At 58.9% G+C, this 21,404-nt stretch carries 15 protein-coding genes; 8 read left to right on the top strand and 7 right to left on the bottom strand.

Going from position 1 to position 21,404, the window contains the following annotated elements:
* Positions 1–179: 179 nt before the first annotated feature.
* A complete protein-coding gene (locus BGIM_RS0102025) occupies positions 180–1,253 on the bottom strand; it encodes an agmatine deiminase family protein (RefSeq protein WP_020468132.1) in 1,074 nt (357 codons plus the stop codon).
* A 259-nt stretch (positions 1,254–1,512) separates the two neighbouring features.
* Between BGIM_RS0102025 and folE the strand changes: the two genes are divergently transcribed.
* The 4 genes from folE to BGIM_RS0102005 are packed head-to-tail and all read left to right on the top strand — an operon-like array spanning position 1,513 to position 5,713.
* On the top strand, positions 1,513–2,184 hold the full coding sequence (folE, locus tag BGIM_RS0102020) for a GTP cyclohydrolase I FolE (protein WP_084759645.1): 672 nt from the start codon (positions 1,513–1,515) through the stop codon (positions 2,182–2,184).
* Between the two features lie 27 nt (positions 2,185–2,211).
* Complete coding sequence (locus BGIM_RS0102015; RefSeq protein ID WP_020468130.1) at positions 2,212–5,103, top strand: FAD-binding oxidoreductase; 2,892 nt, start codon at positions 2,212–2,214, stop codon at positions 5,101–5,103.
* A complete protein-coding gene (locus BGIM_RS62460; RefSeq protein WP_020468129.1) occupies positions 5,100–5,339 on the top strand; it encodes a MoaD/ThiS family protein in 240 nt (79 codons plus the stop codon). The genes BGIM_RS0102015 and BGIM_RS62460 overlap by 4 nt, the downstream gene beginning before the upstream one ends.
* 26 nt (positions 5,340–5,365) lie before the next feature.
* Entirely contained in the window at positions 5,366–5,713 is a 348-nt protein-coding gene (locus tag BGIM_RS0102005; RefSeq protein WP_020468128.1) for a P-II family nitrogen regulator, read from the top strand.
* A 76-nt stretch (positions 5,714–5,789) separates the two neighbouring features.
* On the opposite strand, the gene BGIM_RS0102000 is transcribed toward BGIM_RS0102005, so the two are convergent.
* On the bottom strand, positions 5,790–7,193 hold the full coding sequence (locus BGIM_RS0102000; protein ID WP_020468127.1) for a hypothetical protein: 1,404 nt from the start codon (positions 7,191–7,193) through the stop codon (positions 5,790–5,792).
* Between the two features lie 288 nt (positions 7,194–7,481).
* Here BGIM_RS0102000 and BGIM_RS0101990 point away from each other — a divergent pair, with 288 nt between their 5' ends.
* From BGIM_RS0101990 to BGIM_RS0101980, 3 genes are all read left to right on the top strand, one after another.
* Complete coding sequence (locus tag BGIM_RS0101990; RefSeq protein ID WP_020468125.1) at positions 7,482–8,747, top strand: efflux RND transporter periplasmic adaptor subunit; 1,266 nt, start codon at positions 7,482–7,484, stop codon at positions 8,745–8,747.
* A 100-nt stretch (positions 8,748–8,847) separates the two neighbouring features.
* Positions 8,848–12,114: an efflux RND transporter permease subunit gene (locus tag BGIM_RS0101985; protein WP_020468124.1), complete on the top strand. Its 3,267-nt coding sequence runs from the start codon at positions 8,848–8,850 to the stop codon at positions 12,112–12,114.
* Between the two features lie 168 nt (positions 12,115–12,282).
* Positions 12,283–15,666: an efflux RND transporter permease subunit gene (locus BGIM_RS0101980; RefSeq protein WP_020468123.1), complete on the top strand. Its 3,384-nt coding sequence runs from the start codon at positions 12,283–12,285 to the stop codon at positions 15,664–15,666.
* Positions 15,667–15,725: 59 nt separating this feature from the next.
* Here BGIM_RS0101980 and BGIM_RS0101975 read toward each other — a convergent pair whose 3' ends face one another.
* Entirely contained in the window at positions 15,726–16,223 is a 498-nt protein-coding gene (locus tag BGIM_RS0101975; RefSeq protein WP_020468122.1) for a cupin domain-containing protein, read from the bottom strand.
* The gene (locus BGIM_RS56810; protein ID WP_020468121.1) at positions 16,220–17,356 is read right to left on the bottom strand and encodes a class I SAM-dependent methyltransferase; all 1,137 of its coding nucleotides are present in this window, start codon (positions 17,354–17,356) and stop codon (positions 16,220–16,222) included. Before BGIM_RS56810 ends, BGIM_RS0101975 begins: the two co-directional genes overlap by 4 nt.
* A gap of 130 nt (positions 17,357–17,486) precedes the next feature.
* On the opposite strand from BGIM_RS56810, the gene BGIM_RS0101965 reads away from it, so the two are divergent.
* Positions 17,487–17,873, top strand: coding sequence for a hypothetical protein (locus BGIM_RS0101965; RefSeq protein WP_020468120.1), 387 nt, complete (start codon positions 17,487–17,489; stop codon positions 17,871–17,873).
* An 83-nt stretch (positions 17,874–17,956) separates the two neighbouring features.
* On the opposite strand, the gene BGIM_RS48270 is transcribed toward BGIM_RS0101965, so the two are convergent.
* The 3 genes from BGIM_RS48270 to BGIM_RS0101950 all read right to left on the bottom strand — a co-directional run bounded on the left by BGIM_RS48270 (position 17,957) and on the right by BGIM_RS0101950 (position 21,401).
* The gene (locus BGIM_RS48270) at positions 17,957–18,838 is read right to left on the bottom strand and encodes a prenyltransferase/squalene oxidase repeat-containing protein (protein ID WP_020468119.1); all 882 of its coding nucleotides are present in this window, start codon (positions 18,836–18,838) and stop codon (positions 17,957–17,959) included.
* Between the two features lie 106 nt (positions 18,839–18,944).
* Positions 18,945–20,471: a DnaA ATPase domain-containing protein gene (locus tag BGIM_RS0101955; RefSeq protein ID WP_020468118.1), complete on the bottom strand. Its 1,527-nt coding sequence runs from the start codon at positions 20,469–20,471 to the stop codon at positions 18,945–18,947.
* 276 nt (positions 20,472–20,747) lie between these two features.
* Positions 20,748–21,401 (bottom strand): 5-oxoprolinase subunit B family protein, encoded by a 654-nt coding sequence (locus BGIM_RS0101950; RefSeq protein ID WP_020468117.1) that lies wholly within the window; start codon positions 21,399–21,401, stop codon positions 20,748–20,750.
* Positions 21,402–21,404: the final 3 nt, after the last annotated feature.

Below are 21,404 nucleotides of genomic sequence, written 5' to 3'. Positions count from 1 at the left end.
AAGATGGGAGACCGGACAAGGCAACGCCAACTACTTATCAATCTTCATTCTGCTTATCTGATTTTATTCCTGTCTTTTGTCTGAATCCGCGTTCAAACCGTGGCGAAAACGGGTTTTATCTGTTTTGGTTTTGGCCGAATCCACGTTCAGTCTGCGGCTAAAAGGTCTTGGTCTCATTTTCACTTTGGCTCTTGCTGTGTCATACAGTGCAGGGTTCCCAGACCATACACAAAGTCGCCGCAGTGGATGCCAATCACTTTGTGATCGGGGAAGACTTCCCCGAGGATGCCCAAGGCGTAACGGTCGTTCTCGTCGTTGAATGTCGGAACAAGGACCAATCCGTTGGCGATGTAAAAGTTGGCGTAGCTCGCCGGGAGTCGTTGCTTGTGGAAAATGATCGGCGAGGGCATTGGCAGCGGGATCACGTCGAAGTTGCCGCCGTCGGCGTCCGTGATGCCGTGCAACCGTTCGAGGTTGGCCCGCAGGGGGGCGTAGTTGTCGTCGTCTTCGTTGTCTTCAACGACGGTCACAATCCGGCGAGGGCCAACGAAACGCGCGATGTCATCAATGTGGCCGTGCGTGTCGTCCCCGGCGATGCCCCGGCCAAGCCACAACACTTTTTCGATTCCGAGATATTCGGCAAAAACCTTTTCATAGTCCGTCTGGGTCATCCCCGGATTACGGGCCTGGACAGAACTCAGGAGGCATTCCTCAGTGGTCATGAGAAGGCCCTCCCCGTTCACATCGATGCTGCCTCCCTCAAGGACGACCCGTTGGCCGCGAAACATCGGTTGCCAAAATGGGAGTTTCGTGGCTCTGGCAATGCGGCCGGGAATGGCGGCGTCGGACAAATGATTGTCGTACTTTGCCCACGCATTGAACTTCCAATTGACCAGGGCTTTTTGCCCCTTGCCGTCAACCACAAAGGTGGGGCCGGAATCGCGGGTCCAGACGCGATCCGTGGGCCATTGCCAGAAAGTGACCTGTTCGAGATCAACCCCGAACTTGATCAGCATCTTTTTGGCGGCCTCTTCCTTCGGTTTGCTATTCGCCAGAATGTTGACGTGCTCAACACGGCTAAGATGCTTGACGATTTCGCCATACACCCACGGAATCGGCGCCATGCGCCCCGGCCAGTCGGACGCCTGATGCGGCCAGGCGAGCCACGTGGAGGCATGCGGTTCCCACTCGGCGGGCATCCGATAACCGACGGGAGAAGGCGCTTCCGGCTTGCTTTTTTTCGTGGACGGCATGACGTGAACATTCTCAGGCACGGGAGGATGGTCCGGCTATTTTAGGAACCTTGCCGTGAATTCCCCGTGAAACTCCGACCAAAACGGCAATTCCGGGCCGGATCATCGACCGGAGGCCGGAGTCATTAAAAATTCCCGCCCGGATCACCGGCCACAAAGATTGTGTGCGGTACAATGATTAAGGTGATTTCCCATTGACCAATGGCCGTCACGGGAAAAGCTCGCTAATAGTGGCTTGTGCGCCCGCCCGATCCCGGAAATGAGTGCTGTTTTGGACAAGACCGACCGCCTCCACGAACCCTCCCTCACCAACGGTCACGTCCAGGTTTCCTCCACGACGGCAGTCCCGGCTGACACCGGCGTGGATCAGGCGAGAATTCGGGCGGCCGTTCGGGAAATCCTCATCGCTGTCGGCGAAAACCCGGATCGCGACGGTTTGTTGGAAACCCCGGACCGCGTGGCGCGCATGTACGCCGAGATTTTCTCCGGGTTGCATGCCGACCCTCGCGTCCATCTCCAGAAAACCTTCGAGGTTGATCACGAGGAGATGGTCCTTCAGCGAGACATCGAATTTTCCAGTTTCTGCGAGCATCACCTGCTGCCGTTCACCGGCCGAGCGCACATTGCCTACATCCCCACGGGGCGGGTGGTGGGCCTCAGCAAACTGGCCCGCGTCGTCGAGGGGGTTTCCCGCAAACCGCAAGTGCAGGAACGGATGACGCAGGAAATCGCCGATTTGTTGCAGGACGAATTGATTCCCCGTGGCGTTCTGGTGGTGGTCGAGGCAAGCCACTCTTGCATGACGATCCGGGGGGTTCGCAAGCCCGGCACGATTTGCGTGACCAGCGCCGCCCGCGGGCTTTATCAAACCAGCACTGCCTCCCGGCAGGAAGTCATGGGACTCATCACCCATTCCCGGCCCGTCGGCTGATTCCCGGCCAGCGGGGAGGAACCGTCCTTGGACCGATCAGTCACCCGTCAACGGCTCCGGGACGACCTCCGCAAGCTCTTTCACGGCAACCTTCATATTGATCCGTTGCGTTGTCGCCTGTATGCGACCGACGCCAGCCTTTTCCACCTCGAACCGCTGGCCGTTGCGGAACCGCAAACCACCGACGACATGCGCGTGCTGGTGACCTACGCCCGCGAACACGATTTGACGATCATTCCTCGCGGCGGCGGCACGGGTCTCGCCGGCGAAGCCCTCGGGTCCGGCATCGTCGTTGATTGCAGCGTTCATTTGCGAAACATTCTGGAAATTGGCCCAGACTTTGCGCGAGTACAACCGGGTGTTGTCCTGCGGGATTTGAACAACGAACTGCGGAAGACCGGCCGGCGTTTTGCCATCGACACCGCCAGCGAGAACGCCTGCACCTTGGGAGGCATGTGGGCGACAGACGCCTCCGGCAACCGGGCCAACCTGCATGGCTCGACACGCGATCATGTCGCCAGTTTGCAGGTGTTGTGGGATGATTCCACTATTTCATCCGCGTCGGACATGGGGCTTGAATCCTCCCGTCCGGCGTTGATCGCCGCCCAATTGCGGGAGGTGATCGCCTCGCTTCCCGAACCGCCCGTCCGCCAACATCGCTTCGATCACGCCGGGTATCATTTGCCATCGGGGAATCTTGCCGACCTGACGCCGGTTTTGGTCGGTTCCGAGGGAACGCTTGGCCTGTTTACCGAGGGAACGCTTCGCACGGTTCCGCTCGCCGGGGGCGTGTCGGCGGCTTTGTTTGCGTTTTCTTCGGTGGAAGCGGCACTGGAAACCGGCCTGCTGATGGCCGATCACCGACCGGCCGCTTGCGAGATGCTGGACCGCCGGTTGATCGGCCTTGCCCGGATGCACTCGGAGAATGTGGCGAGGTTGGTTTCTCCTGACACCGAGGCAGTCGTGATCGTGGAGTTCGAGGGGGACAGCCCGTCGGAAGCCCGTGATCGTCTTCGACAGTTGCTCGCTGATCTCGAACGCCGCAGCACGGAAGCCATCCCGGCCGTACTGGCCGAAACCACGGAGGATGTCTCGCAGTTGTGGGATTTGCGCCGCCGGTCGCTGCCGTCCCCGCATGGCCGCAACACCGGCCCGCGACCGCTTTCCGGAGTCGAGGACGCGGGCGTCTCACCGCATCGGCTGCCGGAACTTTGGGCGAGAGCCAAGCATATCTTTCGCCGCCGCGAATTGTTGATGACGACCATCGTTCATGTGGCCACCGGACAGGTTCACTTCCGGCCGTTGCTGGATGCCGACCAGCCGGCCGATCTCGCCAAACTCTGGCCAGTCGCGGAGGAATTGCACTCCCTCGTCATTGAACTGGGAGGAACCGTCTCCTCGCAGCATGGCGTGGGGCTAGCGCGAACGCCGTGGGTGGAGCGACAAACCGGCGATCTGTATGCCGTTTATCGGGATGTCAAACGCATCTTCGACCCGCGAGGAATCTTCAACCCCGGCAAAATCATCGGCCCGGACCCCAGCCGGCCGGCCTGGCCTTTTCGCCCGGCAGCCGCCATTCCCCTCGTGGCCAAACCGCTGCCACTGCTCGATTGGAAACCGGAGGAACCAGCGGCCTTGGTGCAATCCTGCAATGCTTGCGGCCAATGCCGGACCCAACAACCTGACGAGCGGATGTGCCCGATCTTTCGTGTCATTCGCGGGGAATCGGCCTCCCCGCGGGCAAAGATCAATCTGCTGCGAGAAGTGTTGTCGAACCCGGATTTCACACTCGATTCACCGGCGGTCAAACCCGTTGCGGACCTGTGTGTCAACTGCCGCATGTGCGGCAAGGAATGCCCCGGCGAGGCCAATATTCCCAAACTGATGCTGGAAGTGAAGGCCGCCCAGCACGCGAAGCACGGGCTGACGCGAACCGACTGGATGCTCGCCCGCATTGATGGCCTCACGCGGATCGCCAGCCGGTTCGCCATCACGACGAACATCCTCCTTCGTCAGCCATCCGTTCGCTGGGTTCTCGAAAAAGCCTTCGGTCTTTCCCGGCACCGCACGTTGCCGAGTCTTGCGTTTTGGACCTTCATGGGCAAGGCCCGCCGACGCGGGTGGACCAAGCCATTGCCCGAGGGAACCAAAGGATATGCCTACTTCGCGGACACTTATGCCAACCTCTTCGACCCCACGGTGGCCGAGGCCAGCGTTCGCGTGATGCAGCACAACGGCCTGCCCGTGACTGTCCCCGCCGGGCAGATCGGCACGGGAGCCGCCGCCCTCGCCCAAGGGGATACCGACATCGCCCGCGAACGGCTCCGCAAAAATACCCGCGTGTTGGCGGACGCCGTGCGGCGAGGACACCAGATCGTTTGCTCCGAGCCGACGGCCGCGTTATTTTTTCAACTGGATTCGTTGAATCTCTCGGATTCCCCCGAGGTGAAACTAATCGCCGACAACACCATCGAACTCACCACTCTGTTGGGCGAATTGCACGATCAAGGCAAGTTGAACCGCGACTTTCAACCGCTTCCGGTTTCGCTCGGGCATCATGTGCCGTGCCATGTGAAGGCCCGGCCGGGCAAGCCGCGCGGGCCGGAGTTGCTTTCGCTCATCCCGGAATTGCGGGTGGAAACCATTGATGTCTCGTGCTCCGGCATGGCCGGGATGTACGGCCTCAAACGCGGAAACCGTGAATTGTCGTTGCTGGCGGGCAAGCCCATGCTGGATGAATTGAGTCGGCCAAAGCATCTGTATGGCTCCTCCGAATGTTCTTCTTGTCGATTGCAAATGCAGGAAGGGACCGGCAAACGGGCCTTGCATCCGGTGCAATATCTGGCGATGGCTTACGGCCTCATGCCGGAACTCACCGATCATCTGCGCCGACCTTGGACGAAACGGGTGTCCTCATGAAAATTCAAGTGTTCGCCCGTCTGAGGGAAATCTTGGGAAACGGCCAGATCGACCTGCCAATGTCGGAAAGCATGACGGCCGGTGAGTTGCGTGCCGTCATCGCCGGACGCTGGCCGGACGCGGCGGCCATCCTCGCCAAATCGCTGGTGGCCGTGAATAATGAATATGTGAGCGATGACCGCCCCATCGGCCCGACGGATGCCGTCGCCCTGATCCCGCCCGTGAGCGGGGGCTAAACAGCGGAAATGAAAGCACTGAACGTATGAAATTGATTCTGGCGACGATCCAGCCCGCGAAACTGGAAGCCGTGAAGGAAGCCCTCAACAAGGTGGAGGTCTTTCGGCTTACAGTGGTGGATGTGTACGGCTTTGGCCGTCAAAAAGGGCAGACCGAGGCGTTTCGCGGTCACGAGTTGTCGGTGAACCTTGTCCGCAAAGTGCAGTTGCAAATTGCCGTGAACGAAGACTTCGTGGAACCGACGGTAAACGCCATCATGGAGGCCGGCCGCACGGGGGCCGAGGGCCGCATCGGCGACGGGAAAATCTTTATCGTCCCGCTCGTCGATTGCGTCCGCATCCGCACCGGCGAACGAGGGCCGGAGGCGATATAAGCCGTGAGCTATGAGCTAAACAAAAACAACCGCCAGTCTTTTTCTGGCTCACGGCCCACCGCCTACCGCCAACCGTTCAGCGATTCATCGCCGCGAGCAGTTCCTTCGCCGCCGCCGTCATCTTCACCGAGGCTTGCACTTCCAGATAGCTTGATCTGGCCCGCCAAGTTTCGTAACCGCCAAGGGCGTGTTGTTCGGGAGTCGGCAGGTAGCCGTTGTAACCGTTGGCCAGACAGACGGTGAAGGTCTTTTTGAACGGGCTGGTCTTCTTGATGTCCAAGCCAATTTCGGTGAAGATTTCGCAAGGCATCGAGGTGATGGCGATATCCCCGATTCGCATCACCTGAACAGTAACGGGCACCTCATCCGGGAAATCGACCAGCTTGATTGTTTCGCGGGCGTAGACATTTTTCGAGCCGACGAGATTCTTCTTGCCGTCCCAATCCTTCAGCGTCTCTTTGGCATCCGCCACGTCTTTCGCCGCTGGCTTACGAACTTTTAACATTAGCTCTTTGATCTTTGAATCGAGTGTCGGAGCCGCGTTGTATTCAATTTTGCGGTACCCCGTCTCCGTGTTTTTGGCCACGCTCTCGGACACAATGCGGATGCGTTCGCCAGGGCCGGCTTTCGCGGGCGGGGCATCGAAGTTGATATTGTTCACATCCCCGCTGGTGCCGTTAAACATCGCCCCGACGAATTCCTTATTTTCCGGGGCCACCAGTTGCTTGATGCGTTCTGCGAAGGCCCCGAAATAATCGGCCGAGAGAGCCGGGAATCCTCCAACGTAATGCAGCGAATAAGTGGCAAATAACGCAAGCGGTTCGCCCTTGGCGGTCTGGACAGCCACCATGCAAATCTCCGGGTCCACCGGGCCGGCATTAGTGAGCAACCCTTTCGCTTGATGGCCGGGATTCATTTGAACTTGGTCAGTGGTGTTGCCAAACGGGTCCGGCGGGATCAGGGCTTGTTCTCGTTTCCAGCGCCGGTTGTACACCTGCGTCGGATCGCTGGAACGGCCGAATCCGAGTTTGGCGGGTTCCCGGCGATCATGGGCGGTTTTGATGCCCTCGGCAATCTTGGTGGCGAGGAATTTCACGTATTCCTCGCTTGGTTCGCTTTGGAACACACCGCCCAGCGTCGGGGCATAATGCGTGTGCGTGGCGGCGATCAGGATGTTCTCCGGGGGGATGCCCGTCAGCTTTTCGGCTTGGGTTTTGGCGTCCAGCACCAACTCTCGGGGGATCATGCAGCTATCCACGATCACGAGGGCCAGCTTTTTCGTGCCGTCATCCAGCACCAGACAGCGGGCATGCAACGGGTCATGGGCGGCCGTGGCCTGCACATCGCTGAAATTGCCGTTGACCGAGATTGGAAATTTCTTCGGCGTCACATCTTGGGCAAACGCCCCCGCCTTGAACTCGGCGGCCATTGTTGTGGCGGCCAGCAAAGCGGTCCCGATCACGCCCCAGATCCATCGCATGAGTGAAACCTCCATTAGTTGATGGGCGAGGATAACACACCCGAAGGGGAAAAAAAACACCGGCGGGTGAAAATTTGCTTGTCGGTTTTTGACGCGGACAAACTGAATGGTTTTCTTCCGGCCTTCGTCGAAGATGTCCGTGACCTGACGAGCATTCCCGGATATCAGACAATTTCCCTGTAAGCTCTCGATTTCAGCCCGGTATTCCCGTTGAGGGTCTTTCTGTCTTCGCTCAATGACTGTGATAAGATGACTCTACTCTCCTGTTGAGTAGTGGTGAGGTGCAGAATGCGTCGGCGAATCCTTGGAACACTGGCCTTGGGTCTTGGCCTTGGCTTTCTCGCGGGTTGCTCCCGGCCCGCACCGGCTCTTGCTCCGACCAAACCGGCAGAAGTGATCGTCGGAACCCCGGTCAAACAAATCGTCACCGATTACGAAGACTTCACCGGTCGGACCGAACCGATCCTGATGGTGGACGTTCGTGCCCGCGTGAGCGGATATGTGGACAAGATTCACTTCACGGACGGCAAGGAAGTCACCGCCGATCAACCCCTGTTTGACATTGACCCCCGCACCTATCAGGCAACCCTCGACCAATCGATTGCGAACGTGGCCCAAGCCCAAGCCCGGCTTAATCGGTTGCAACTCGATTATGACCGCCTCCAAACGGCTGTCGGCACCAAGGCGGTCACGCAAGAAGAATTTGACCGTGTGACCGGTGACCGGAATGAGGCCGTCGCCTCTCTCAGTCTGGCGAAGGCCACTCGTAATCTGGCGGAAACCAATTTCAAGTTCACAAAGATTTCGGCCCCCATTTCCGGGCGAATCAGCCGCCGGATGATGGACAAGGGCAACTTGGTGAAAGCCGACGACACCATATTGACCAGCATCGTGGCGTTGGATCAGATTTATGCGAACTTCGACATCGACGAGCGAACGATGTTGCGAGTTCGTCGGTTGATTCAAGACGGCAAAGTTGATTCGGCCCGCAGCCGGAAAATGGAAGTGTTGATTGGTCTCGCGGACGAGGATGGATTCTCCCAAAAGGGCGTGATCGATTTCATCGACAACAAAGTGGACCCGGCGACGGGAACGCTGCGAGTTCGGGCCATTTTGGACAACCCCAAGAAAAAAATCCCGGCTCCCGAAGTGGTTTCGGTCAGCACGCAATCGCCGCCGGCCGTCCCGGCTCCGGATGCCTTTATTCACCTGTTGTCCCCCGGCCTGTTTGTTCGTGTTCGTCTTCCCGTGGGCCGTCCCCACGAGGCGATTCTGGTGCCGGAGGAAGCCCTCGGGTCCGATCAGGGGCAAAAATATGTGTACTTGTTGAACGACAAGGATGAAGTGGTTTACCGGCGGGTCAAGATTGGCCAGCAAGTGGAACAAGATCGAGTGATTATCGAAGGGGTGCAACCCGGTGATCGCGTGATCGTCAGCGGTCTGCAACGGGTCCGGCCGGGTGTGAAAGTCGCCCCGAAGGCCGCCGAAACCAAGAAGCCCTCATCAGAAACGGCGGCCGCCACGCCGAAAGCGGAAACACCCGCCCACAAATAAAAGGGGTGGTGAAGAGACCGTTTCCTCGCCCCGCCATGCCCATACTTCCCGGAACAAAGGGGTTTTCCCAAACCCCAAACCCTAACCCCTGTTCCCTACCTTGTTCGTCCGCTTCTTCATCGACCGGCCCATCTTTGCCAGCGTGCTGTCCATTGTGGTCACGCTGGCGGGATTGCTTGCCGCGCCGACGCTGCCGTTGTCGCAATATCCCCCGGTCACCCCGCCGACGATTCAGGTGGATTGCAACTATCCGGGGGCGAGCGCCAAGGTCGTCTCGGAAACGATCGCCTCGCCTGTGGAACAACAGGTCAACGGTGTGGAGCGCATGCTCTACATGACCTCCCAATGCACGTCGGACGGATCGTACACGCTTACCGTCACCTTTGAAATCGGCACCAACCTGAATCTTGCCCAGATTCTCGTGCAAAACCGGGTAAATCTGGCGTTGCCGAACTTGCCCGATGTCGTGCGGGCCACCGGAGTGACCACGCGAAAACGGTCTCCGGAAATTCTGATGACGGTGTCCCTCAACTCACCGGATGACAGCTACAGCCAGCTTTACATGAGCAACTACGCGGTCACGCGAGTCAAGGACGAATTGTCCCGCGTGCCCGGCATCAGCGATGTGACAGTCTTCGGGCAGCGTGATTATGCCATGCGAATCTGGGTCAACCCGGAGAAACTGGCCTCGCGCAACCTCAGCGCCAACGACGTGGTAAACGCCCTGCGGGAACAAAACGCCCAGATCGCCGCCGGGCAGGTGGGACAACCGCCGGTCGGGGACGGTCAGCAATTGCAAATCACGCTGACGGCTTTGGGCCGACTGTCCACGGTGGAAGAATTTGGGGATGTGGTGGTGAAGGTCGGGCAAGACGGCCAGGTTGTCCGGATCAGGGATGTGGCCAGCGTCGAACTTGGCGCGAAGGTCCAGGATGTATCGAATAAATTCGACAACAAGCAAACCGTGGGTCTGGCCATCTTCCTGCTGACAGGAGCCAATGCCCTTGAAGTGGGTGATTCCGTCAAGGAGGCGATGGAGCGGGCGAGTCTCGCCTTCCCCGCCGGGGTTCAATACGAGATCGGGTACGACACGACGCCGTTTATCAAAGAATCCATTTGGGAAGTGTTCAAATCACTTCGGGATGCCATCCTCCTCGTCGCCATTGTGGTGCTGGTGTTTCTGCAAAGCTGGCGGGCCGCGATCATCCCTCTGGCGGCCGTGCCGGTGGCCATCATCGGCACGTTTGGCGTCATGTCGGTGATTGGCTATTCGCTGAACAACCTGACACTGTTCGGGCTGGTGCTGGCGGTCGGGATTGTGGTCGATGATGCCATCGTGGTCGTCGAGGCCGTGCAGCATCAGGTGGAAAAAGGGCTGGCTCCAAGGGACGCAACCATTGCCGCGATGCATGAAGTCACCGGTCCGGTGTTTGCGGTGGGCGTTGTTCTGGTGGCTGTGTTCGTTCCCTGCGCGTTTATCGAGGGAATCATCGGGCAGTTCTTCCGACAATTCGCGGTCACCATCGCCGTCAGCACGTTGATTTCCACGTTCAATTCCCTCACATTCAGCCCGGCCCTGGCAGCCTTGCTTATTCGGCCGACCAAGGGCCGGCAGGATCTGTTCACCCGGTTCCTCAATCTCTTGCTAGGATGGTTTTTCTGGCTGTTCAACAAGTGTTTCGGCGGTTTGGGCTATGTCTACGTGAAGAGCGTCGGCATCGCCATCCGCGTGCCGTTGCTGGCTTTGGCCGGATATGTCGGCTTGTTGTCGGCAGGTGTGTGGGGCTACCAAAAACTGCCGATTGGGTTTATTCCGCAACAGGACAAGGGCTATCTGATCGCCAGTATTCAATTGCCCGACTCGGCCTCGTCCGAGCGAACGGGAGAGGCGATCCGGAAAATTTCGGACATCGCCCTCAAGACACCGGGGATCAAGCACGTCAACAGCGTGTCCGGGAACTCCTTTGTGTTGTCCGCATATGGGTCCAACTTCGGGTCGATGTTCATCATTCTCGATAGTTTTGAAAACCGCCAGACACCGGAACTATACTCCGAAGCGATTATCGGGAAACTCCGGGGAGCCGTCGCCAAGGCGGTTCCCGAGGCCCAAGTGAACATCTTCGGCGCGCCTGCTGTTTCCGGCCTCGGGCGGGCAGGCGGCTTTCGCATCATGATTGAGGACAAAGAGGATGTCGGTCCGCGCATGCTTCAAGGGCAGACGGAAAACTTCATCGAGAAAGCCAATCAACAGCCGGGTCTCGTCGGGCTGTTCACGGTGTATCGCACGAATTCGCCGCAAATTTTTCTGGATGTGGACCGCACCGCCTGCCTGTCGCACGGAGTGGAACTGAAGGATGTGTTCGGGCTGTTGCAGGCAACGATCGGCGCTCGTTATGTGAACGACTTCAACCTCCTTGGCCGCACCTGGCAGGTGAACGTGCAGGCCGAGCAGCAGTATCGCAATGAACTGGATGACATCCGCAAACTCAAGATCCGGAACCATCTGGGCCAGATGGTTCCGCTTGGCGCCCTCCTGAAAGTGAGGGAGGAAAGCGGCCCGCTGGTCATCACCCGGCACAACATGCACCCGTCGGCAACGGTAAATGGCAATCTGGCCCCGGCCGTCAGTTCCGGGGATGCGATGGGAGTGATGGAACGTCTGGCTGAAACGGAGTTGCCGAAGGGAATGGGCTATGAATGGTCCGAACTCTTCTTCATCGAACGTCGGGTGCGGGACACGGGAACGATCATCTTCGCCATCTCCGTCGCCTTCGTGTTTTTGGTGCTGGCCGCCCTCTACGAAAGCTGGACACTGCCGCTGGCGGTGATCCTCGTCGTTCCCGTGTGCGTGGTCGGCTCGCTGGCGGCGGTCGCCTACTCGGGCAAGGATGTGAACGTATTCACACAAGTGGGCTTCGTGGTTTTGATCGGGCTGGCGTGCAAAAACGCGATCCTCATTGTGGAATATGCCAAGGTGGCGCGAGACCGGGGCATGGATCGTCGCACGGCCATCTTGGAGGCGTGTCACCTGCGGTTTCGCCCGATTTTGATGACCTCGCTGGCGTTCATCCTCGGTGTCGTGCCGTTGATGCTGGCGACAGGCGCCGGGGCCGAAATGCGTCAGGCTCTGGGCACGGCTGTGTTCGGCGGGATGCTCGGCGTGACCATTTTCGGGATCGTGCTTACCCCGGTGTTTTTCGTGGTGATCGACTGGATTTCCGAGGCGAAGATTTTCAACCACCACCGATTACAAGCGGTTTCCCATTTCTTCATGGGGATAATCACTCTGAGATTTGTGAAGCCAATCGCCAGCCGGGCGAGCAAGAGCATTGGATCGGTGTTTCGTTCGAGGGGAGTGGGATCGTGAAGACAACCTCACCCCCCGGCCCCCTCTCCTAAAAGAGAGGGGGAGCAAGAGCGAGGTCGTCGAAGCCCGTTACATTGACTGTCCCCCCTCTCTTTTAGGAGAGGGGGTTAGGGGGTGAGGTTTGTTTTTCACGCCCTAAACCCTAAACCTTAAACCCCAGTTTCCCACTTGTTCACACGCTTTTTCATCGACCGGCCGATCTTCGCCAGCGTGCTGTCCATCATCATCGTGCTGGCGGGGACGGTGGCGTTGTTTACGCTACCCGTGGCCCAATATCCGGAGATCACGCCGCCGACGGTGGAAGTATCCGCCGTGTATCCGGGGGCGAATGCGCGCACCGTGGGGGACACCGTGGCGGCCCCCATCGAGCAGCAGGTCAACGGCGTCGAGGACATGATGTACATGACCTCCCGTTCCACAAACGACGGAGGATACACGCTCACCGTGACCTTCAAGCCAGGCACGGATTTGAACATCGCCCAAGTGTTGGTGCAAAACCGTGTGAATCTGGCCCAGCCAGTGTTGCCGGACCTTGTGAAACGGCGAGGCGTGTTGGTGAAGAAGAAATCGCCGACAGTGTTGATGATTATTAACCTGTTCAGCCCGGATGCCACGCGGGACAACCTATATCTGAGCAACTACGCGACGATTCAATTGCGTGACGAACTTTCCCGTGTCTCCGGCGTGGGGGACATCACCTATTTGGGGCAACGCGATTATTCGATGCGGCTCTGGCTGGACCCCGAGAAGATGACCATTCGCGGTCTCTCCGCCACAGATGTGATTCACGCCATCGAACAGCAAAACGCCCAAGTGGCCGCCGGACAGATCGGCCAGCCGCCGGTGCCGAACGGACAGAGTTTCCAATACACGATCAACACGCTGGGACGACTGGCGGACGAAGACCAGTTTTCCGACATGATTTTGAAATCGGACGACAACGGCCGGGTGGTGCGGATGCGAGATGTCGCCCGCGTCGAACTTGGGGCGACAGGCTACGACCAGACTTGCACCCTCGACGGCAAGCCTTCCGTGGCTCTCAGCGTTTATCAATTGCCGGGCTCGAACGCCATCGACACGGCGAAAGACGTTCGCAAAAAGATGGAGGATCTGAAAGCCCGCTTCCCGCAGGGAGTGGATTACGCCATCGTGTACGACACGACGCCGTTTATTGATGAATCGGTGAAAGAAGTCTTCAAAACACTGTTCGATGCCGTGGTGCTGGTCGGGGTGGTGATGCTGGTGTTCCTGCAAAGCTGGCGGGCAGCCATCATTCCGCTGGCGGCCGTGCCGGTGGCCATCGTCGGCACCTTCGGGGCGATGGCCGTGTTCGGCTATTCGCTGAACAACCTGACGCTGTTCGGGCTGGTGCTGGCGGTCGGGATCGTGGTCGATGACGCCATCGTGGTCGTCGAGGCGGTGCAGCATCACATCGATCACGGGATGCGACCGAGAGACGCCACCGCGCAGGCGATGGATGAGGTGTCCGGCCCGGTGATTGCGGTGGGATTGGTGCTGGCGGCCGTGTTCATTCCGTGCGTGTTCATTTCCGGGATCATCGGGCAGTTCTTCCGGCAATTCGCGGTGACCATCGCCGTCAGCACGTTGATTTCCGCGTTTAATTCCCTCACGCTCAGCCCGGCTCTGTGTGCCTTGCTGTTGAAGAAGGGAGACGAACAAAACCACGACCCGTTGCCGAAGGCGGCCTACTTCAGTCTGGCGGTCGGCTTGGTGTTGTATTTCGGCTGGACACTGTTGCCGGAACGGGTGATCCCAAAGATCCCGCTGGAATGGGCGCAATTCGTGCCCCAACGGTTTTGGTCCCCGATCATCCTGGGTGTCACGGCCTTTGCCGGCGGGATGCTGGGTTGGTATGTCTCCCGGCCGCTCAATTTTGTGCTGGCGATGTTCTTCCGCTGGTTCAACGTGGTTTTTGATTTTTGCACCGGCGGTTATCTGCTGGCCGTTCGCGGATTATTGCGAGTGACCATCCTGCCGCTGGCGGTGTATGGGGTATTGATTTATCTCACGATCACGACATTCGCCAACACCCCCTCGGGGTTCATTCCCCCGCAGGACAAGGGATACCTGTTGGTGAATGTGCAACTGCCCGACTCTGCCTCCGTCACCCGTACGGAGCAGGTGATGCGGCGAATCGAAACAATCGCCCGCGAGATGCCCGGCGTCAGCCATACCGTGGCCATCGGCGGGCAGTCGGTACAACTTGGGGCCAACGCCCCGAATTTCGGCACCGTCTATGTGATGCTCGATCCCTTCGGCGACCGCCTCGAATCAGATCGCTCGGCCGACGCCATTGCCGCGAAACTTCAGGGGATCTTCTCCGAACAAGTCCCCGGAGCCTTGTTGAACGTATTCAGTGCTCCGGCGGTGGACGGGCTGGGAACATCCGGCGGGTTCAGCCTGGTGATCCAAGATCCGTCCGATGTGGACCCGATGTTGTTGCAAGCCTCGGCCCGACAGGTGGTGGCCGCCGCCAGTGATGTCAGCGATCTCCGCAATTGTTTCACGGGGTATCGGGCCGACACGCCCTGGCTGAAACTGGAAGTCGACCGCGTGGCCGCCAAGTCGATGAATGTCTCCGTGGCCGAGATCATCAACACGCTTCAAGTGTATTTTGGTTCGTTGTACGTGAACGACTTCAACAAGTTCGGCCGGACATGGCAGGTGAATGTGCAAGCCGACAACCGCTTCCGGAAGAAGGCCGAGGACCTCAAGTCGGTGCATGTGCGGAACGATTCCGGGGAGATGGTTCCCGTGGCGGCATTCCTCTCCGTGAAGGAGGCAACAGGCCCGGTGATGATTCAACGTTATAACCTCTACCCGGCCGCGACGGTGAACGTGGACCCGGCCGTGGGCGTCAGTTCCGGACAGGCAATCAACACGGCCGAACGAATCGCCAATCAGGAACTCTTGCCCGGCTTAAAATCCGAATGGACGGAACTGGCCCTGCTTCAACTTCAAACGAAAGATACCGCCATGAAGGCCTTCCTTCTGGCGGTGGTGCTGGCCTTCTTGGTGCTGGCCGCCCAATACGAAAGTTGGGCGTTGCCGCTGGCGGTGATTCTCGTCGTGCCGATGTGTCTGTTGAGCGCCGGCATTGGCATCCGGCTGGCCGGGCAGGATATCAACATTTTCACACAAGTCGGATTTATCGTGCTGGTCGGGCTGGCTTGTAAAAACGCCATCCTGATCGTGGAATTTGCCAAACAAAAACGGGAAGAAGGAATGCCAAGGCGGGAAGCCACCTTGCAAGCCTGTAAACTCCGGTTGCGGCCGATCATCATGACCTCGGTGGCGTTTATCTTCGGCGTGGTTCCGCTGTTGATTGCCGAGGGGGCCGGGGCCGAAATGCGGCGGGCGTTGGGAACCGCCGTCTTCGCAGGGATGACCGGCGTGACCGTCTTCGGTTTGTTCCTCACACCCGTATTTTATTACACGATCCAATGGGTGAAGGATCGCTGGGACCGGAAGAACGCCGAATATGCGGCGAAGATGGCGGCGTTGGAAAGCAGTGCCGAAACAAAGACCTGATCGTTGAAAATGACATTGTCGAGCCGGAATCGCAATTGGTCCGGCTCGACAAAACGTGATCAATCCGTCAGCCGGGCAATCAACTCTTTCTCACCCGGATATCGGGCCGTCAATTCTTCCCGCAAACCTGAGACATAGTCGGCGAAATCAAAACCGGGAGCCATGGTCGCCCCGAGCAGGGCGAACTTCCCGCCGTCTTGCAACACGCTCCCCTGCCAAACTCCCGCCGGGACGACCAGTTGTGGTTGATGTCCCTTCGCCAGATCGTTGCCGATGGTGAGAGTCTTCGTCGAGCCGTCCGGCCACAGTTGGAGCATGTTCACCGGGTCACCGAGATAGAAGTGAAACACTTCATCGCCCGGCAAACGGTGCAATGCGGAGACGGTCTTCGGTGTCAACAGGTAATAGATGGCTGTGCTGACAGAACGTTCGTACCCGTGGTCCGGCAACACTTGGCCAGGCAATGTCGCCCGGCTGCGGTAGGTCTCGCGGAAAAAGCCCCCTTCGACGGGGTGTGGATCGAGTTTCAACAGCTCAATCACTTCTTCGGCCGTCATGTCGCGTCCCCTCGCATCACGTAGTATCCGCGTCGTTCTTCCCATGTCGAATCGGGGAAGATCTCGGCCATCACCGGGGCGACATGGTTCACCATCTTCGTGACTAGGAACAACCGACCGCCTGGCTTCAACAGTTCCCTCGCCTTCTCGATGAACATTTGGGCGATCCACGAGTTGGCGTAATACGGCGGGTTTGCCAGCACCACATCGAAACTCGCAGGAGACAGGCCGTCGATACTCACCGAGGCGTGGCAGGTGAAATCCTTCACCCCGTTGGCCGTCGCATTCTCGGCCGAGACGGCCAATGCCCGGATATTGCTGTCCACGAAGGTAACATGCCCCTCCGCTCCGGCCCGGTCCATCGCCAGCACGCCGACCGAGCCGACGCCGCAACCGAGATCCAACACCCGGTCACCCGGCTTGATCTCGGCGGCCTCTAGTAACGCCCTCGCGCCTTTGTCCAGTTCGCCGTAACCGAAGACTCCCGGCCGGGAAATGAACGTGTGCGACGGCCCTTCGGCGATCTTCGCGTTATAAGTCAGTTGATGTCGGCGGCGAGGTTTGTCGCCGTCTTGGACACTCCAAAAGACGCTACCCAGCTTGCTCGCCGGAAGTTCGCTGCATTTGCCGAAAAGCTTCTTATGGGCTTTCGGCAGCAGTTGATCCTTCTGATATTCCGACAGCGAAATGAACACCCCCTTGGGGGCAAGCACATGGTAAGCCTGTTCCAACAGGTCGAGTTTGAACTCGCGTTCACCGTGGGCCGACACCGGAAAGATCACCGTGTTGAAGCGAGGAGGCAAATCCCACACATCCGGTTTGACCTCGACGACCACTTTGGACGTGAGTTCCTTGGGGGCGACCCACACATCGGGTTTTTCCGGTTCGGTCTCGTCGGCTTCCGACAAGTCCTCCGTTTCCGGCGGCGGTTCATCGGTGGTCGGCGAGGCGTGCTCTTCCAGCAGCCGCCGAAGTTTGCCGGCTTGGTGCAGGTCAACTTGGTAACACACGGTCTCGATATCCCCGAGGGCGGCGCACAGCGTGGCCGCTTGATTTGGGGAACCCAGAAGCACGAGGACGGGCGGTTTTACCCGTTCCTGAACAGATCGAAGCAAAGCGGGGAGGTTAAACATGCGTATTATGTTATCGGTTGATGACAATAATGTCAGAAATTGGCCTGAAATGCCGAGAAAATCGCATTTCCACACATCAGCTTCTAAAATGCCCAAGGCTTCACAAACAACGAGAAACTCAAGGTAACTGATGGCTCCGATTTCGATTCTCTTCGGCCTGCTGCTCACCGGCGTGGGCCTGATCGGCTATCTGGCCCCGACGACATTTGGGGAAGTGGGTGAAAAAGGGACATCCCCCACGGCATTGATCCCGGTGGGATTCGGGGCGGTTCTGATCCTGTGCGGTTTGATCGTGCTGGCAAAGCCTGGTTTGCGGAAGCATGTGATGCACCTGGCCGCGATGGTCGGCCTGCTCGGCGCCATCGGCGGTGTGATGCCGTTGGTTCGCAATCAATTTGATTTCACCAAATCCGGCACCGTGGCCGGGGCTTTGATGATCGTCCTGAGCGCGGCCTTCGTCGGATTGTGTGTTCGATCATTCATCGCCGCAAGAAAGGCCCGCAAAGCCGCTTTATAAACCCGCTGTGCAACCCATGAAAAAAGCCGCAGGGCAAAGATGTCTGCGGCTTTTTCATTGGTCATTGATCATTCAGGCATTGGTCATTTCTTCATCCAGCCCATGATCGCCGCCGCGTAATAGGTCGATCCGGCGCCGGAGGGGTTGCCCGGTTGCACGGCATAGCCGCCATCCTTATTGGCGCACATCGAGAGAAATTGCCGCAAGGCCGCCGGATCTTTTGGTTCGATCTTTAGCAAGTACATTGCCCGCATCACCCGGTAGCTTGTCTCCAAATCCGAGCCTTCACCGGCTTTGCCGAAGCCGCCGTCGGCCCGCTGGCCGTTTTGGATGGCTGCGACGACCGCCTTCAACTGCTCGGCGGGAATCTTGCCCCCGGCCCGGACAATCATGGCCGCCGTGCCGCCGGTATCACGGGCGAGGGCATCACCCTTGCCGTAAGTTCCATCCGGGTTGCGGGTCTTTTCCGTCTCCGCAAACCATTGGGCCGTCACCGGGGCAAACTTCTTTCCGGCCTCCATCCCGGCCACGGCGATCCGGCGTTCCTCGAAGGTTTTGGCGTTGGCCGTCAGGTATCTGATGGCGGGATCATAATCAAACTTCGGCAGAAGTTCCGCGGCGGCCATCATGCCAACAGCCGTCAGGGTGATGTCACCCTTGCCCTTTGGCGTGTCCGCGAAAGTTCCGCTGGCGGGGTCGTAACACGATTCGACGAACTTGGCCGTCAGTTCCCGGTTGGGGAGTTCTCCACCCAGATACTTGATCGCCCGCACGGCCGCCGAGGTGGCTCGTAGCGACGAGTTGGTTTCCTTGGCTCCCTTGGGGTCCGGCTTGTGGGAGACAAAACCGCCGTCCGGCTGGCGAAGCGAAAGCACATACCGAATCGTGACCGCGTTGTCCGCGGGGGCTTGAGCCATCCCGACGGAAGCAACCAACAACAAAACACCGACGGCCGCCAGTCTCATGACCAGAACCCCGAACATGAAGAGGATGAAATCAGTCTAGGAAAACAGGCATGAATGAGAGATGATTTGAATCAAGCGGGCAGTGAATTGCCCGCATTTTTCCGGTTCACCGTCCCAGCAACTCCCGCTCGATGCGATCGATCAACTCCCGCACCCGCCATTCATGATCGCCGGCCTTGATCGATCCGTTCTTCTCGATCCACGCCCGCACCTTCTTCTCGGCTGCCACGGCCGTGCTGTGCGTCTTGTTGCCAAAGTGAATGCTCACTTCGCCATAACTGGCCGACGTGTGCTTGCGGGCCAGATAAATGGCGATCATCCGGGAATGACTGATGGCCCAAGCCTTGGACTTTGATTGCAGGCTTCGCGGTTCCAACTTCAACACGGCGCAGACGGTCGTATCCACATCCTTTAGATGCACGACTTTCACCGCATGCCGAAGCAGATCGCCCAGCGCTTCGCGGGCCAGATCCCGTGTCACCGGTTTGTTGGTGACGCGAGCGTAATGGGTCAGCCCGTGGATGGCCCCTTCCAGTTCGCGGACATTGCCCCGCAGGTTGGACGCCAGAAACTTCAACACTTCGTCCGGAATGCGGGCGGTTCCCGTCGCGGACTTGGCCCGCAGGAGCGAGAGGCGAGTTTCCGGGTCCGGCGGCATCACCCCCCAGACGGCCCCGCCCAACAAGCGGTCAGCGAGTTCCGGCATCAGGTCTTCGGTCAGGCGAGGGTGGCAATCGCAGGTGATGACCACTTGCGTTCCCTCGGAGATCAGAGCGTCAAAGGTATGCAGGAATTCCACCTGCGTGGCCTTCTTGCCCGCGAGGAACGACAGGTCATCGATCAGGAAGGCAAAGCATTCGCGGTATTGCTTGCGGAAACTTCCCTGCTTGTTCTGGTGGACGGCCGCCAGAAAGCGGTTCATGAAATCCTCGGCGGCGATGAACACCACCTTTTGATCCGAATACCGCTTCCGCAGCCCGAGGTAGACGCCTTCCAGCAGGTGGGTTTTGCCCGTGCCGGTCGGCCCGTAGATCACCAGCGGATTCGCCCCCTGCCCCGGTTCGTCAACGACGGCCTGGGCCGAGGAATGGGCCACCCGGTTTGACATGCCGGGAACAAAATCCCCAAGTGACTTCCACCGGCGTTTTGGCTTGCGAAACTCGGCAACCTTTTCCTCAATGGCATTCGGTTTGCGTTCCTCGACCTTCGCCGCCGGAGGCTGTTTCGGGGAAACAGCCGGGCCGGGCGTGACAGGTCGGGTGGACGGTTTGACCGTGCCAGTGCGGGCGGCCGGAACGGGGGCCGATTCGGTGGATTCTTGTTCCTGCCGCAAGGCGCGGAACAAATCCGGATCAATCGCAAACTGCACGGCCACGGGGCTGCCGAAGACCTCCGATGCGGCGACACGAATGTCGTCGGTGAAGGTCTTTTGCAACCAATCGTGAAAATGCAGGTTCGGAACCCCGACGACCAGCCGGTCGCCAAGGAAAACGAACTTGGTGTGACCACGAAACCAAAGGTCGTAACGCGGCTGGCTGATGCGACGGGTGATCGCCTCGGCCAACGCGACTTCGGAACCTTCGGTCTGCGAGTCAACCAAACCGATCGAATCGGTCAGGGAAGACAACGGCACGATACCACTCTCCTGATGCGGAACTTTGGAGTCCGTCTGACAAGAGAGGTCTTTCAATCAGTCATTCGGCTGGGACCGCTGACCGATGCTCGGAACACCCTTGGGAGGGCATCTGAGAAATATCGCCGGGAAAGGGTTCGCGCGTAAACATAATGCGATGTTGGTTGCCGAATTCCCGATGGGTTCGCCAGATGATTTTGGCATAATCCGCAGAATCGGCAGGGTTTGACGGGGTTGCGAATGTTAAAGAATCACCCATGAGGGCTACCTTTAACCCTATAGTCGTTCTCCCTCCAGCCGCTGAAACTCCTTGCGGTCGATCCGCTCAAAACTGACTTGATCCCCCACGGCGATGGGGAAATATCCATCCGCCAAATTCACCAGTTCCAACGGCGTTCGGCCGATCAGATTCCATCCGCCGGGACGGGGTAACGGATAGATTCCCGTCTGGCGAGCCGTGAGGCCAACGCTGCCGGGTTCCACCCGCAATCGGGGGCTGGGAAGCCGGGGCACGCCTGTCAGGGCTTCCGGCAAATAGCCCAAATAGGGAAAACCGGGGACGAAGCCGATGGCGTATACCGTATAGGGGCCGCCCGTGTGCTGGCAGATGATCTCCTCGAAGGACATGGCCGTGTGTTCGGACACGCGGGGCAGATCCAAGTCGAAATCATAACAGCACGGAATGCGATGGAGTGTCGTTGGTCTGACTGTCCGAGAACCAACGACCAGTCGCCCCAACTCGGTTCGGACAGTCGCCAGCGTCATCGAAGCGTCAAAGAACACGCCGACGGTCAGATACGCGGGGACAAGATCGACAAGCCAAGGGAAACCGGCGTCCCGAACCGCCTCGGCGAATGCCACGGTGACGGCCTCGTCAGGCAGGGACGCCAGAATCGCCCGGTCGCCAAGTGGTTGGAAGTTTGGGGTCACGCG

Origin of the sequence: Zavarzinella formosa DSM 19928, from assembly GCF_000255705.1 — a bacterium.
GTDB lineage: Bacteria > Planctomycetota > Planctomycetia > Gemmatales > Gemmataceae > Zavarzinella > Zavarzinella formosa.
This window is presented reverse-complemented; position numbering and strand designations above follow the sequence as displayed.